The sequence below is a fragment of the Spirosoma profusum genome (assembly GCF_014699005.1).
In the GTDB taxonomy this organism is placed as follows: domain Bacteria; phylum Bacteroidota; class Bacteroidia; order Cytophagales; family Spirosomataceae; genus Spirosoma; species Spirosoma profusum.
Genome location: NZ_JACWZY010000031.1, coordinates 37,844 through 52,138, shown reverse-complemented (window position 1 = coordinate 52,138; position 14,295 = coordinate 37,844). Strand labels below are relative to the sequence as shown.

9 protein-coding genes are annotated in these 14,295 nt (G+C 49.1%); 1 reads left to right on the top strand and 8 read right to left on the bottom strand.

What is annotated here, in order from left to right:
• Window positions 1-51: 51 nt before the first annotated feature.
• The 3 genes from IC229_RS27385 to IC229_RS27375 all read right to left on the bottom strand — a co-directional run bounded on the left by IC229_RS27385 (window position 52) and on the right by IC229_RS27375 (window position 6,415).
• On the bottom strand, window positions 52-1,560 hold the full coding sequence (locus IC229_RS27385) for an HU domain-containing protein (protein WP_190890935.1): 1,509 nt from the start codon (window positions 1,558-1,560) through the stop codon (window positions 52-54).
• An 18-nt stretch (window positions 1,561-1,578) separates the two neighbouring features.
• The gene (locus IC229_RS27380; protein WP_190890933.1) at window positions 1,579-3,252 is read right to left on the bottom strand and encodes a TonB-dependent receptor; all 1,674 of its coding nucleotides are present in this window, start codon (window positions 3,250-3,252) and stop codon (window positions 1,579-1,581) included.
• Window positions 3,253-3,340: 88 nt separating this feature from the next.
• A complete protein-coding gene (locus IC229_RS27375) occupies window positions 3,341-6,415 on the bottom strand; it encodes a tetratricopeptide repeat protein (protein ID WP_190890931.1) in 3,075 nt (1,024 codons plus the stop codon).
• A gap of 189 nt (window positions 6,416-6,604) precedes the next feature.
• Here IC229_RS27375 and IC229_RS27370 point away from each other — a divergent pair, with 189 nt between their 5' ends.
• Window positions 6,605-8,476: a M61 family metallopeptidase gene (locus tag IC229_RS27370; protein WP_190890930.1), complete on the top strand. Its 1,872-nt coding sequence runs from the start codon at window positions 6,605-6,607 to the stop codon at window positions 8,474-8,476.
• Between the two features lie 93 nt (window positions 8,477-8,569).
• Here IC229_RS27370 and IC229_RS27365 read toward each other — a convergent pair whose 3' ends face one another.
• From IC229_RS27365 to IC229_RS27345, 5 genes are all read right to left on the bottom strand, one after another.
• A complete protein-coding gene (locus IC229_RS27365; protein WP_190890928.1) occupies window positions 8,570-9,838 on the bottom strand; it encodes a sulfate adenylyltransferase subunit 1 in 1,269 nt (422 codons plus the stop codon).
• A gap of 92 nt (window positions 9,839-9,930) precedes the next feature.
• Entirely contained in the window at window positions 9,931-10,833 is a 903-nt protein-coding gene (cysD, locus tag IC229_RS27360; protein WP_190890927.1) for a sulfate adenylyltransferase subunit CysD, read from the bottom strand.
• Window positions 10,834-10,912: 79 nt separating this feature from the next.
• The gene (locus tag IC229_RS27355) at window positions 10,913-11,647 is read right to left on the bottom strand and encodes a phosphoadenylyl-sulfate reductase (RefSeq protein WP_190890925.1); all 735 of its coding nucleotides are present in this window, start codon (window positions 11,645-11,647) and stop codon (window positions 10,913-10,915) included.
• Window positions 11,648-11,652: 5 nt separating this feature from the next.
• Window positions 11,653-12,762: a Gfo/Idh/MocA family protein gene (locus IC229_RS27350; protein WP_190890923.1), complete on the bottom strand. Its 1,110-nt coding sequence runs from the start codon at window positions 12,760-12,762 to the stop codon at window positions 11,653-11,655.
• A 205-nt stretch (window positions 12,763-12,967) separates the two neighbouring features.
• Complete coding sequence (locus tag IC229_RS27345) at window positions 12,968-14,191, bottom strand: trans-sulfuration enzyme family protein (RefSeq protein WP_190890922.1); 1,224 nt, start codon at window positions 14,189-14,191, stop codon at window positions 12,968-12,970.
• Between the last annotated feature and the right edge of the window lie 104 nt (window positions 14,192-14,295).

The following is a 14,295-nucleotide window of genomic DNA, read 5'->3' as shown; positions in this document are numbered from 1 at the left end:
AAAAGGCAACTCATTGGAGCTGCCTTTCGGGGAATAGGTGATCACTATGTATTAGAAATTTTCAAATACCCAAGATTCGGCGCCTGTTAAATCATTGATTTCAGGCATTTTAGTAAGTACATCCTCGCGTACATTCGAGCCTATTGCCGATACTTTATACAATTGCTTCTGTCCGCGTCTCGGGTTGATGACGAAAGCGTCGGTATAACCGGCCTGACGTAGCTGATACTTCAGTCGATAAGCGTTCTGCTTACTGACGAAGACGCCAGCGATGGCCAAAAAATTTGGATAAATACGGCGTGGTTTTGCCGCCACAACCGGAGCTGTTTTCACAACCGCCGGTTTATTGACGGGAGCAGCCGCAACCGCCGGCTTCGTGTTAACTGCCGTCGGAATCGGTACAGCGTTTTTGCTAACTGGCGCCACCACTGGCTTAACAGCTTCAGGCATAGACTTGGCTACTACCGGAGCCGATTTTACAACAGTTGGCGTTGTTTTTATTGCCGGAGCTGCCTTGACAACAACTGGCGCTGAATTTGGTACGGCAACTGGTTTCGCAGCAACTGGAGCCGATTTAACGACTACCGGAGCTGCCTTGGTAACGGATGGCGCTGTTTTAACTGCAACAGGAGTTGATTTTACTGCTACTTCGGGAGCCGACTTGGCATTAGTCGGTGCTGATTTGATGACTGCTGGAGCCGATGCCACCGTAACCGGTTTTGTTGCTACCTCAACTGGTTTAATGATAACAGGAGCTACTTTCGTTTCAACTACCGGTGCAGGTGGCGGGGTTGCCAAAGCCGATTTTGTTTCTTCAGCCGGAATTGATAAAGGTGTTATCTTCTTAGCCGCTTCTGGCTCAACTGTTTCATTTTTAGACGTTAGCTTATCGAAATAGGCTGTCGTACTGTGGAACAGCTTGGAAGGGTCTAAGCTACTCTGGAAAGGCTGTCCGGGCTTGATGACGGAGAAATAACTGACCACGCCCACTGAGCCGATAAGCAATACCGCAGCTGCAATTCGCCAGTACGGAATAGATGGTTGCAGGGGTGTATGTATTACGTCCTCGTCGCGAACCAACACCGGACCCAGCGCTGTGATCGGTACGGCATCGATAGCTGGTTCGGCCAGAGGCTTTTTAGTAGCTCTTTGCGTTGAGAATGGGGCCATGCCATAGGCTTCGCCGAAAAAGTTATGCCGTACGCTCGGATGAAACTGCAGTCGCTTCTCATCGTTGTTGGTGAACGTTCCGATGTTGTCTATCTCGAACCGGCCACCCGTATCGATTTGCTGATGCATTTCATTCACGAACGTAGCAACATGACGTTGTGCTACGTCGCGGGCAACGGACTCATGAAGCATGATAAAATTTACCAGAATGCCGTCGTCCAGCCGAAGTGCCTCGTTGAACGCGATGCGCTTGCGAGGAGGCAGGTATAGGCCACTGGCTTCAGTAAACGTAGCAGGTTGATAGTGCGTCAGGAATGCCCCTAACTCCGGTACCACCACGCAGTCGTACTGATAAAGTAATTTCTTTAGGTATTCATTAACAGTAGTCATAAACAGATCATAGACCGATTAGAACGAATAACTAATTCCGCCAAGAAAGTTAAGTCCTTGATTTTGATAATACAAATATCGCTGATAATTCTGCCCAAAGAGATTGTTCAGAGAAACGAAAGCTGAAATCTGCTTACCGAGGAAATAGTCAATTTTTACGTTTGCGTCATAAATTGGATTTAACGTATAGGTTTTGGCCGTAACAAAATTTCTGTTTTTAATTCCCTCATAAAAATAGAGGTCAGCCGTAATAAATAATTTCTTGTCCAGAATAAACGAGTTGGTCCAGGTAGCAGCTACGCGCGGACGTCCCCAGGCTTCTTCGAGTCGTTCGAGCGAATAATTGAAAAAGTCGGCTTTCAACGTCGACCGAAACTTATCCTTCTGCGCATACGCCAGTTGGCCCGAAATAGTCAATACGTTCGCAATGCCGCCATCATACAAAACCGCGAACTTGGAAGTATCGGGGATTGCGTTGTTGAAGGTCGAAAAGTTTCGATACCGCGCATACGATGCCTTGCCTTCGTACGAAAATCCGCCACCCAATGCCCCTTTCGAACCGCCATAAATGTCGATCATCTTCACCGTATTGGCCAGGACAACCTGCTGCCCAAGCCACTTATTTTCGCCCAGTAACGAACGTAGCGTATTCCGGTTAATGTCGCCGTCGACGCCTGCGAAAATGTGTACGTTTCCGACAGGAACCAGATCAATATCAATCACTGGAAACGCCCGCGTGTCGTTGATATTCTGACGCTGATCGGTCTGGTTCACTGCGTTGATACCCGCTGTCAGCGTAAACATCGACGACGTGTACTTGAAAGTAGGCTTTACCCGGAACAAATTCCGGTTGTCGACAATGGAACCATCGGAACGTTGTGTTACGTATGCATCTGCCGCAAGAAGTGCAAAAACGCTGCCAGAAATACCTATGGATGCGTTCAGGTTGGTTCCCCAGTCAAATTCGGACGCATTGAAGCGGTCGCTCAGGTTTGTGATACCCGTACGTAGTGAATAATCGATGGCATTTTCGCTGTTCGCATTTTCAATGCCAAGTTTGAAATTAATGGTATTCAGGTGCTGCTTTGGATCGAAAAAGCCTAGGGCGGCATACTCGCGACTGTATCCGTAAAAATTATAGGCATTGCGGTCATAACCAAAATCGGCCTGAAGTTTGAAGGCGTCGGCCAGGTATTTTCCAGTAACCCGAAACCGCGTATCGCTCTGCGCAGAGTTTTTTCCATCGACCGGACCAATAGCCGACGACAGATGTCGGGCAGAAGCCTCCAGCGACAGGTTCGACATGGCGTTTAGCCCCACAAAACCTTCGCCCAGAAACGAGCTGTAATTACCTGCGCCGAGCTTTACGTAGTTGTTGAACGACGAAGTTTCTTCAGCTTGAGTGGCCGCCGGAGCCAGTACGCCCGGCGTGATACGTGGGTCGCCGACGGTCAGCTTACGGTCTTCAAATTCGTAGGTCAGCTTCCGCTGTTCAGCCGACGGTTTCACCGACGGAATTTTGTTGAAAATCCGGGTGGCGGGTTGTAGCTCGATTTTACGGCTTTTTTCAACCGTAATTTCCTGGTTGTCAACCTCACCTTCTTTAACGGGTCGGGTTGGTTTCGGTTCCTGCGCCAAAACCGCGGTCGCAATCGAACAAAAGCCAAGGATGAATAAGGGACGTACGATCATAAGTGTTGGTAGCGATGAGTGATGAACAATAGGTGATAAGTTGGCTTACGCCAGCAATCATTGAGTGCGTAAGCCAACTCATCACTCATCACTTATTTTCTAGTGCCGCCAGCTTTTGTTTGGCTTCGGCGATGATGGTTTGGTCGGATGTGTTTTCGATGATGGAATTCAGGACGGCTTTTGCCTGCGCAAATTCTTCCTGCGCTACGTTATTGTCGGATACCAGCATGAAGGCTTTGCCTTTCCAGTACTCAAAATCGCTGAATTGCTGGTTGAATTTCAGCAACGTAGCAATCGACTCCTTGTACTTTTTCTGCCGGTATTGAATGTCGCCTAGATAATACAACGCTTCAGCGCCATTGACGTCTTTAGCCAGCGCAATCGTTCTATCGAACTCAGTCTGGGCTGTTTTGTAATCGCCTTTGCCAAAAGCAACCTTACCCAGCATCAACTGCGCCCGATTTTGAGCCCCTGGCACTACATTGCCAGCCGTCAAAACTTCGCGGGCTATTACCGCTGCTGAATCGGGTTTTGGGTAAACGTAGTACGTATCCATCAGTCCCAGTTGCGCCGTTACCTGTTCAGCCTTGCCATTAGATTGAGCCTGCATGATCTGGTAATTGCGGATAGCGCGAGGGTAATTCTTTTGGGCGATCTCCAGTTCAGCCGCCCGCGTGGCAGCACGTACCAGATAATCGGAGCGTCGATCGGCAATAATCAGGTTGTAGTAACGTAGCGCATTGCCTGGATCGTCAGTCTGGCGGTACGATTCGGCAACATAGTACCGGGCTTCGTTGGTGTTTGGGCTGTTGGGGTATTCCTGCATAAACGCCTGAAAAGACTGAATAGCCTGCGCGTATTTCTCGTTGGCGTAAATGTTTTTGGCGTTATCAAACTGGACCCGCTCAATGTCTGTACTACCCGGATTGCTTTTCTTATACTGCCCCAAAACCTGCGAGAACTCTTCCGGGCGACCGGCGTCGTTCAACGTATTCTGGATGCCTAACAATGCACTCTGCGCCTGTTCCGAATCGCCGTAATTATCCAGAATCCGCTTGTAATCAGCAACGGCCGGGTCGTATTGCTGAACGTTTCCATACGCAACAGCCCGTTTGAGGAGGGCCGCTGGTATTAGCCGACTGTTGGGGCGTTCCTGAATGAGCTTCGTGAAATTCCGAATGGCCGTCTGATAATTACCTTTCTCAAAATCGACATTGGCGGTCTGAAATAGCGATTCTTCGACGAAACGTGAGCTTGGATATTGCCGTTGCACCTGATCAAATTGTGCTTTGGCTTCGGCATCGCGACCAACGTAGCTCAGAATGACCGCTTTCTGATAAGCTGCGTAATCTTTATCAGCTGCATTTCGGGCAATGGCCTGATCGTAATATTTCATAGCGTTTTCGTACTGCTTGGTCACGAAATACGTATCGGCCAGCCGGATAGTCGCATCTTTTACCTGCTCTGCTACGTCCTCTTCCTGACTGTTGCCTCCTCGCGTTACGAAATCGCGGAAGTAGGGCTGAGCGCGGGCGTATTCCTTTTTGTTGTAATACGCATAACCCAGTCCGTACAGACTTCGGGTTGCAAAACTGGACCCGCTTTTCGAGACGCTGGCATAGAGTGGAATGGACGTATCATACTGTTTCCCTGCTGAATACGACTCCGCTTTCCAGAACTGAGCAGCCGCCTGAAGCTCGTTATCGACCGGAAATTTCAGCGATTTATCGAGATTGGCAACCGCCTGCGGATAGCGTTCAGCGTTGAAATCATTGACGCCCTGATTGTAGGTCAGCCGTTGATACGTTGCGTTGATTTTAGAAGTTCGTTTCTTGAGTCCTTCAATGTAAGCGATGGCCGCAGGATAATTGTTCGAAGCATAATACGCTTCGCCCACCAGCTCGTTAGCTTCATTTTCGAACTTACTATCGGGATACTGCTTCAGAAAAGCGGTCAATTCTTTCACCGCGTCAGCCCCGTTATTTTGATCCAACTGCAACTTGGCGTGTGTGAATTTTGCTTCTTCCTGAATTTCTTTATTGAACGATAGCCGACCGGCCTGATCGAAGGCGTTGAGCGCGAACGTTGGATTCTGCGTCTGCAAATAGCTGACGCCGAGCGTATAGGCTGCGTACTGAGCCGTTGTGTCTTTGCCACCGGCGAGTGGCTTCAGCTGCGTAATGGCATCTGGATAAGCACCCGTCCGGAAAAGTGATTGCCCGTAGCGGAAACGTACCGCGCCGGGTGTTTTGGTACCACTGACGTTGACATACTGTTTATAATACGGAATGGCTTTGGCAAACTGATTTTGCTGATAAAATACTTCGGCCGTAAACAGAGCTACCTCGCTCAAACCATTGCCGTTGCTACGTCGCAGAAGTGGCTCGGTGTACGCCAGTAAATCATCAAACCGACGTTGCTTGTAAAATGACTGCGCAATCCAGTTGGGCACCTGACTCTGATACGTCGGATTGTTCTCGATACGTCGAAAATCGGCGACCGCTTCGTTGTAGTTACGATTCCGGAAATTAATCACGCCAGCGTAGTACGAAGCGGCCGGTGCATCGGGCGAACTGGTATCCAGTTTCACCGCGTTGAGGAGTGGCAATGCCTTCTGTAAATCCTGCGTATTGTAATAGGCAATAGCCAGTTGGTATTTATAAGCGAGTTGCTGACTGCTGCTACCGCCCTGCGCCACAGCCTTTTCCAGAAAATCGATCGCTTTGGTGTAATCCTGCCGATTGTAGTAATACGTACCTAAATCACCATACAACTGCCCGGCTTTCGGATGCTCCGTATGGTTCTTTACGAAGCGATCCACCAGCAGTTCGGCGCCGGGTTCATCGATGTAAAGACTAGTGAGGGCGATGTAATATTCGGCTTCTACGGCATTCTGGTCGCTGGTATTGAGGAGCGTCTGCGTTCCATCGCCCCGGCGGGGTTCGAGGTATTGCCGAAATTCGTACCGTGCTGCGGCATAATTGTTACGTTCAAACAATTCGAGGCCGTTCCGGTAATGATAATCGGGTTCGGCGTTGCTTTGTGTGCGTTGAGCAGTTGCTGAAAGCGACAGGAACAGCCCGGAGAGCAGCACAAACAACAATCGATTAGGATGTACTCGCGATTGTTGGGGCCGATCCGGCTGTGGTTTTGATTGGGGCATAATTACAGGTTTTGGAATGCAACGTTTCAGATCTAAAGTTGGCTGACACTAAGCATGTTAGACCTTGAACTTGAAACTTTGAACATGAGACGTTGAGCTTTGAACAAATTTAGGTCGTAGTTTCGCCGACAAATTGGCAAATTTCCTCGTCAAATCTGGACAAAAAACGAAGGGACTCCTGATTTCCGTATGAAAAAAAACGTTCTGCTTCTGTATTTACTTACTCTATGGACATTTCTGACGTCGCAAAGTTTAGTTGCTGACCCATTACGTCCCGCTGATGAAACACCTCCGGCAGTAGCCCCCAGCGTTACGTATATCTTGTCAATGCCGGAGCCGCAGACGCACTATTTTGAGGTGGAAATGCAGGTGAAAAATGCGGCTACAGCAACCAATGCGAAGAAAAACGGGTATCTGGATATTAAAATGCCCGTCTGGACACCGGGTTCGTACCTCATTCGGGAATACGCCAAAAACGTAGAAGCCTTTACGGCATCGGCAAGCGATAAAAGGGTTCCCAGCGAAAAAATTCGCAAAAACGCCTGGCGCGTCTACACAAGCGACGATAACGTAACGATACGTTACCGACTGTATGCCAATGATTTAACGGTTCGTACGTGCTTCATTGATGCCGACCACGGCTACGTAATGCCAGCCGGTACGTTTATGTACCATGATGCTCTCAAGAATCAGCCGCTACGTCTGATCATTAAGCCGTATAAAGACTGGAAAAAAGTGGCAACTGGGCTAAAGCAGGTTACGGAAAAGGTAGGCATAACCACCGATTTTACGTACGAAGCTCCTGATTTTGATATTCTGGTCGATTCGCCGATTGAGATTGGTAACCATGATACCTTTACGTTTACGGCTTCCAACATTCCTCATACAGTAGCTATGTTTGGCGAGGTAGCTTATAACCAGCAACGTTTAGCCGCTGATTATAAGCGTGTTTGCGAAACAGCCGCAACGGTGATAGGCGAGCATCCCTGCACCGATTATACATTCATCGTGCATCATATTCCACCCGGTGGGGGCGGTCTGGAACACCTGAACTCTACTACACTCGAAACCACACGTAACGCCTATGCGACGGAAGCTAATTACAAAGGTTTCCTGACGCTGGTGGCGCATGAGTATTTTCACCTCTGGAATGTAAAGCGGATTCGCCCCATCGCACTTGGTCCATTCGATTACGAGAATGAGAATTACACGCACATGCTCTGGCTGTCAGAGGGTTGTACGTCTTTTTATGAAGATTACATACTACGTAGAGCCGGTTTTCATACGCCGGAAGCGTATCTGAATATAGTCGCCAACGATATTACAGGAATTGAAAATCAACCCGGTGTGCGGGTGCAATCAGTTGCCGAATCGAGTTGGGATGCCTGGATAAAAGGCTATCGACCGAATGAAAACTCCACCAACACAACTATTTCATACTACAGTAAGGGTAGCGTATTGGGTTCGTTATTAAATCTGGCGATTCTGGCAGGTAGCAACGGGGAACGTAGCATGGACGACCTGATGCGGTTTTTATACAACGAATACTATAAAAAACAGAAACGAGGTTTCACCGACGATGAATTTCGGAAAGCGGCCGAACAGATGGCGGGGAAAAAGCTCGACGATTTCTTCAATATCGCCGTCAATACGGCAGATCCGATCAATTACAATGCTTATTTTGAGCCGGTTGGAATCCAACTGGTGAACGTAGCGGCTAAAACACAGGACGGTTTTCTGGGAACGGCAACTACTGTAGCGAATGGAAAAGCTACAATAACCGGCGTACGTCGCGGTTCAGCAGCCTATACTGATGGGCTAAACGTAGGCGATGAAATTTTGGCGGTCGACAGCATTCGCGTGGGCGATGACTTGCTGCGTTTGATCAGTGGTCGCCGGGTAGGGGATAAGTTGAGCGTGTTGGTAAACCGGGCCGGGTTTGTCCGGGAAATCACCGTTACGTTGACACAGAATCCGCTAGCCAGTTATAGACTGGAACCACTACCGAATCGCACCGATGCGCAAAAGGCGTTGTATAACAAATGGTTGTATATCAAGTAACTGACGGTAGGCTCTGGCTGTCAGAGCCTACCGCAAAAAGCCCTGCCACGTATTGAAATGTGACAGGGCTTTTTATTTGAAAATAGATAATAGCTATCCTGCTTCGCCTACGAGCATCAGCGCACCAACCGTTACGTTCGAGGTTTCGTCAATCAGGATGGCTCCGCCTGTGGCCCGATTTTTTTGATACGGGTCGAAGCTGATGGGTTGGGCGGTACGTAGCACTACTTTCGCCAAATCGTTCAGTTTCAGACTTTCTACGTCTTCCGTTTCTTCGTACGTATTGACGTTCAGTTGATACGTTATTTCTCTTACTGAACAACGGGTGCGGGCCGTACCTACCTGCAATACGTACTTGTTTCCCACCTTGAATTCCTTCGTATCCATCCAGCAAAGCATCGCGTCAACGGTTTGTGTGCTGACGGGCTGGCTGTTGGAACGGACAATAAGATCACCCCGACTGATGTCGACGTCTGTAGCCAGATGCAACACCACCGACATCGGCGAAATGGCTTCATCCAGATGTTCCTCCGCGATTTCAATAGCGTTGATGGTGGATGTTTCGCCCGAAGGAAGCACCGTAATGGCGTCACCTTTACGGAATAAACCACTAGTGATTTTACCTGCGTAACCCCGATAATCGTGCAACTCGGCGGTTTGCGGACGGATAACGTACTGAACCGGGAAACGTGCTGGATGACGTTCTTCGGTTTTGCCCTCCGCATCGTCGTCAATGCCTACAGTTTCCAGGTGTTCCAACAGCGTTGGACCCTCATACCAGGGCATAGTCGTTGATCTATCCACTACGTTGTCGCCGTTGAGGGCGCTCATCGGGATGTACGTGACCTGATGCGCATTCAGCTTTTTAGCCAACTCGGCGTAGTGAATGCAGATGTTCGAAAATACGTCCTGTGAGTAATCGACCAGATCCATTTTGTTGACGGCCACCACAATGTGTGGAATCCCAAGGAGCGACGCAATTAGCGAGTGACGCCGTGTCTGTTCGGCTACACCATGACGGGCGTCGACCAAAACAACAGCTAACTGGCAGTTCGACGCCCCCGTAACCATGTTTCGGGTGTACTGAATGTGGCCGGGTGCATCGACAATAATAAACTTGCGCTTAGGCGTCTGAAAATAGCGATACGCTACGTCGATGGTGATACCCTGTTCGCGTTCGGAACGTAGCCCGTCGGTAAGTAGAGCAAGATCAATTTCGCCGTCGTCGCGGCTTTTGCTGGCTCGTTCGATAGCTTCGAGCTGGTCGGCCAGAATGGATTTGGAATCGTAAAGAAGCCGCCCGATGAGCGTACTTTTGCCGTCGTCAACCGAACCGGCGGTTATAAAGCGTAATAAGTCCATTTTAATGAGTGAAAGAGTGAAAGAGCGAATGAGTGGCTGGCGCAAAACGCTTTTTACCGCTCCGGCGGCCCGGTCATTCGCTCTTTCACTCATTAAAAATACCCGCCTTTCTTACGGTCTTCCATGGCGGCTTCGCTCAACTGATCATCCATGCGAGTTTCGCCCCGTTCAGAGATGCGCGTTGCCTGAATTTCGTCGATGACGGCGTCTAACGTATCAGCTTGTGATTCGGAAGCGGCCGTGCAGGAAATGTCGCCAACGGTCCGGAAGCGAACTCGGCGCGTCACGAGCTGATCGTCTGGTTCGGGTTTAATGACCCCGCCAGCCGTAGCCATTAGTTTTCCATCACGGATCAGTAACTCGCGTTCGTGAGCGAAGTAAATGCTGGGTAACGCAATCTTTTCGCGTCGGATATAATTCCATACATCGAGTTCGGTCCAGTTCGAGATGGGGAATACGCGCACGTTTTCTCCTTTGTGAATCCGGCCGTTATAAAGGTTCCAGAGTTCAGGGCGCTGGCGTTTTGGGTCCCAGGAGCCAAACTCATCACGTACCGAAAAAACGCGTTCTTTGGCGCGGGCTTTTTCCTCGTCCCGACGTGCGCCCCCGATGCAGGCATCGAACTCGAACTCTTCAATGGCGTCGAGCAACGTAAAGGTTTGCAGACCGTTTCGAGTGGCGTTACGTCCGGTTGGTTCTTTTAATTTCTTTTCCCGAATGGTATCTTCAACGTAGCGAACGATGAGTTTTTCACCGATACGTTCAGCTAGGTCATCCCGGAAATCGAGCGCTTCCTGAAAGTTATGACCTGTATCGATGTGCACCAGCGGAAACGGAAATTTACCGGGCCGAAACGCTTTCAGCGCCAGGTGTACTAACGTAATAGAATCTTTTCCACCCGAAAACAGCAGGGCAGGCCGCTCAAACTGGCCAGCTACCTCCCGCATGATGTGGATGGCTTCGGATTCGAGCTGATCTAAATAATCAAGTTTCATTTTTTAAAGAGTGAAAGCGCGAAAGCGCGAAAGAGTGATCCAGCCTTTTCGCTCTTTCACTCTTTTGCGCTTTCGCTCATTATGCCTTAAACGCTTCCTCGTGCGTATGCAGTCCGCATTCTTTTTTCGAGTTGTCTTCCCACCACCAGCGACCGGCCCGGAAATCTTCGCCTTCCTGAATGGCGCGGGTGCAGGGCTGACAGCCGATACTCACAAATCCCCGATCATGAAGTGGGTTATATGGTACGTGGTTGTCTTTAACGTATTGTTTTACTTCATCAAATGTCCAGTCCAATAATGGATGGAATTTAAAGAGCTTGTGCGATTCGTCCCATTCGAGCCGGGTCATATCCTGCCGGTTGGCCGATTGTTCGGCGCGGATGCCCGTTATCCAGATTTTATTGCCCGACAACGCCCGGTTTAAGGGTTCCACCTTGCGGATGAAACAGCACTCTTTCCGATTTTCTACGGAATCGTACATGCTGTACGGGCCTTTGGTAGTGAGCAGTTTTTCAACAGCATCGGCTTTCGGGAAATATGTTTCGATAGTAATACCGTAACGGTCGTTGGTTTTTTTCCAGACCGAATACGTTTCTGAAAACATCCGCCCCGTATCGAGTGTGAAAATTCTGATTGGGATGTCGTTCGCCAGAATCAGGTCGGTAATGACCTGATCTTCATAACCCAGACTGGTCGAAAAAACGACCTCGCCCGGAAACAATTCAGCCAGTTTACGTAGTGCTTCTACGTTGCTCAGGCCTTGTAACTGCTCTGATAAACTTTCGAGCGTATTGGTGGTAGGTTCGGCAATCATACTTTCTATTTTAGCAATACTGCCTTACCAGTTTTAGCCGACTGGCGGGCAGCATCCAGAATTTCTACGACGATTACGTTATTTTCTAATGACGTTAATTCATCGGGTTTAGTTTCTCCACGTAGCAGTTTTGCGTAGTAGGCAAACGGGTCTGTAGCGGGAGCATCGGTTGGAACGGCCTGGTCGGTACGTTCGGTTTTCTCGCCCTTCAGACGAACGCGCATTTGAGAGCCATCTATCGTTTTAACGTAACCCGTTTGCCCATACACCTCCATATCTTTCCGACCGAAAGGCCAGTTCCAGGAGCCCTGAATGATGGTTTGCGTTTTAGGATAGGTTAGAATAATGGTGGCTTCGTCGTCAACTTTGGGATAAATGTCGGGTTTAATCTGCTGCGTAACAGCAAATACCGAAGTGGGCCGCTGGTTGTGCATAAGCCAGGTAGACAGATTAGCACCGTAGCAGCCAAAGTCGAACAACGCTCCCGCACCATTGGTAGCAGGATCGGTCAGCCAGCTCAGAAACTGACTGCTTACGTTAATTTCCTTTGGGCCTTCATGCCCGTCGTGCACGACAATCTTCCGTAAATCACCGATGGATTTTTCTGTATTGGCAAGGGCATAGGCTTTATGGTTACTGCCGTACCAGGTCGTTTCGTAATTCGTAAGCAATTGAATCTTATGCTTTTTTGCCAACATTTCCATCTGTTTGGCATCAGCAAAAGTAGTGGCCAGCGGCTTTTCAACCATGACATGGATGTTACGTGGTGCACAGCCTTCGACCGTTTTTCTGTGATCCGCAATTGGGCCAAAATCCGTTACTGCTTCTGGTTTGGCTTTATCCAGCATTTCGGCTAAGGTCGGATAAACCAGACTCGTTGGGAAGCCAAAACGTTTGGAAAGCCGTTCTACTACGTCGCGGTTCGACTCGACGATGCCTACAATTTCGATATCGGTTTGATTTCCCTGTTTGAATGCTTTGTTCAGAATGCCGTTTACATGGTCGTGAACCAGGCCAACGATGCCGACACGTAGCGGTTTTTGGGAGCTTTGCGCGTTTGTCAGTTGGGTGAACGCGCAGCAAAAAAACAGAAAGATAAACGTGCAACGTACCATAGTGGGTGAGGTTAAGAAAAGTAGACTGATTTGATCTGTATGGATTTTCTTAACAAAACATCTCGCTGTAAATCAGTTTATTTCGCTACTGCTGGACAGATAGTTTCGTCCATAGAAGCGACTTTTCTGATAAATTGGTAAACGTAGCAGTCAACCGTTAGCTGACTGCTACGTTTGCTACCTGTTCTGCAAAACGAGATAGTTGTTAGGCTACCTTCTCCTTAACTACTTCGGCCGACTTTTCTACTGCCTGCGTGAAATCTTCGATCAAATCTTCAATCGCTTCCAGACCAACCGAAATACGTACTAAACCGGGCGTAATACCCAATGCCGCCTTTTCGTCGGGTTTTAATCTGGCGTGTGTCGTTGTGTTCGGATTCGTAACGATGGTGCGTGAATCGCCCAGGTTGGACGATAACGTCGGAATTTTTAGGGCGTTATAAAACGCACTGACGCGCTCGAAACCGCCTTCCAGTTCAATGGTAACGATGGCCCCGCCCGCGCTCATTTGCTTTTTCGCCAGCTCATATTGTGGGTGCGAAGGCAGAAATGGGTACAAGACTTTTGCTACGTCAGCATGTCCTTCCAGTGCTTCGGCTAATTGCAGCGCATTGCTACAGTGACGCTCCATACGCAATTCCAGCGTTTCCAGACTTTTCGACAAAACCCACGCATTGAATGGCGATAATGACGGACCCGTATGCCGGGCAAAGAACCGAATCGGCTGAATCAAATCGGCCCTACCTACAACGATGCCACCCAATACGCGACCTTGTCCGTCCATGTATTTTGTGGCCGAATGCACCGATAAATCAGCGCCGTAATCGATAGGAGTTTGTAAAATTGGCGTAGCAAAACAGTTATCGACGTTCAGAATGAAGCCGTATTTAGCCTTCAAACGGCCAAGCATTTCCAGATCGACCAGTTCAAGACCGGGGTTCGAAGGCGTTTCGAGGAACACCATTTTGGCGACCGGCCGGTCCGTCGGTGCGGTTCCGGTGTTTGGCTGTATAGCCGCTTCCCACTCGGCTTCAGTGGCGGATGCATCGACGTAGGTGTGTGTGATGCCCCATTTGCTCAGAATCTGGGTTATAATCTGGTGTGCCGAGCCAAACAATGCCCGGCAGGCCACAATGTGATCGCCCGACTTCAACAAACCAGCCAGGCTGACAAATACCGCAGCCATTCCCGTTCCTGTTGCAATGCCCTCTTCGGCATTTTCCAGCATACACACTTTCTCGACAAACTCCGTTACGTTCGGATTTGAGAAACGCGAATAAATATTGCCCTCTTCGGTTTCTTCGAACAGGGCTTTCCCTTGTTCAGCACTCTCGAAGGCAAAACTCGATGTTAAATAGAGGGGAACGGAATGTTCGCGATTCAGCGATTTTTTCGTCTGAATACGAATGGCTTTGGTCTGTTTTTTCATAAAAGTCGTTAGCCGATAGTGATTGGTCACGGTCCGCCGTTGCAGTCAGTCAATAGTCATTAACGGACAACTATTGATTGACCGCAACGGCGGACCGTGACCAA

Coding starts and splice junctions, on each gene's coding strand:
- cysD (WP_190890927.1), bottom strand. CDS start 10,833: ATGAAACTTGATTATTTAGATCAGCTCGAATCCGAAGCCATCCACATC.
- IC229_RS27385 (WP_190890935.1), bottom strand. CDS start 1,560: ATGACTACTGTTAATGAATACCTAAAGAAATTACTTTATCAGTACGAC.
- IC229_RS27355 (WP_190890925.1), bottom strand. CDS start 11,647: ATGATTGCCGAACCTACCACCAATACGCTCGAAAGTTTATCAGAGCAG.
- IC229_RS27380 (WP_190890933.1), bottom strand. CDS start 3,252: ATGATCGTACGTCCCTTATTCATCCTTGGCTTTTGTTCGATTGCGACC.
- IC229_RS27370 (WP_190890930.1), top strand. CDS start 6,605: ATGAAAAAAAACGTTCTGCTTCTGTATTTACTTACTCTATGGACATTT.
- IC229_RS27375 (WP_190890931.1), bottom strand. CDS start 6,415: ATGCCCCAATCAAAACCACAGCCGGATCGGCCCCAACAATCGCGAGTA.
- IC229_RS27345 (WP_190890922.1), bottom strand. CDS start 14,191: ATGAAAAAACAGACCAAAGCCATTCGTATTCAGACGAAAAAATCGCTG.
- IC229_RS27350 (WP_190890923.1), bottom strand. CDS start 12,762: ATGGTACGTTGCACGTTTATCTTTCTGTTTTTTTGCTGCGCGTTCACC.
- IC229_RS27365 (WP_190890928.1), bottom strand. CDS start 9,838: ATGGACTTATTACGCTTTATAACCGCCGGTTCGGTTGACGACGGCAAA.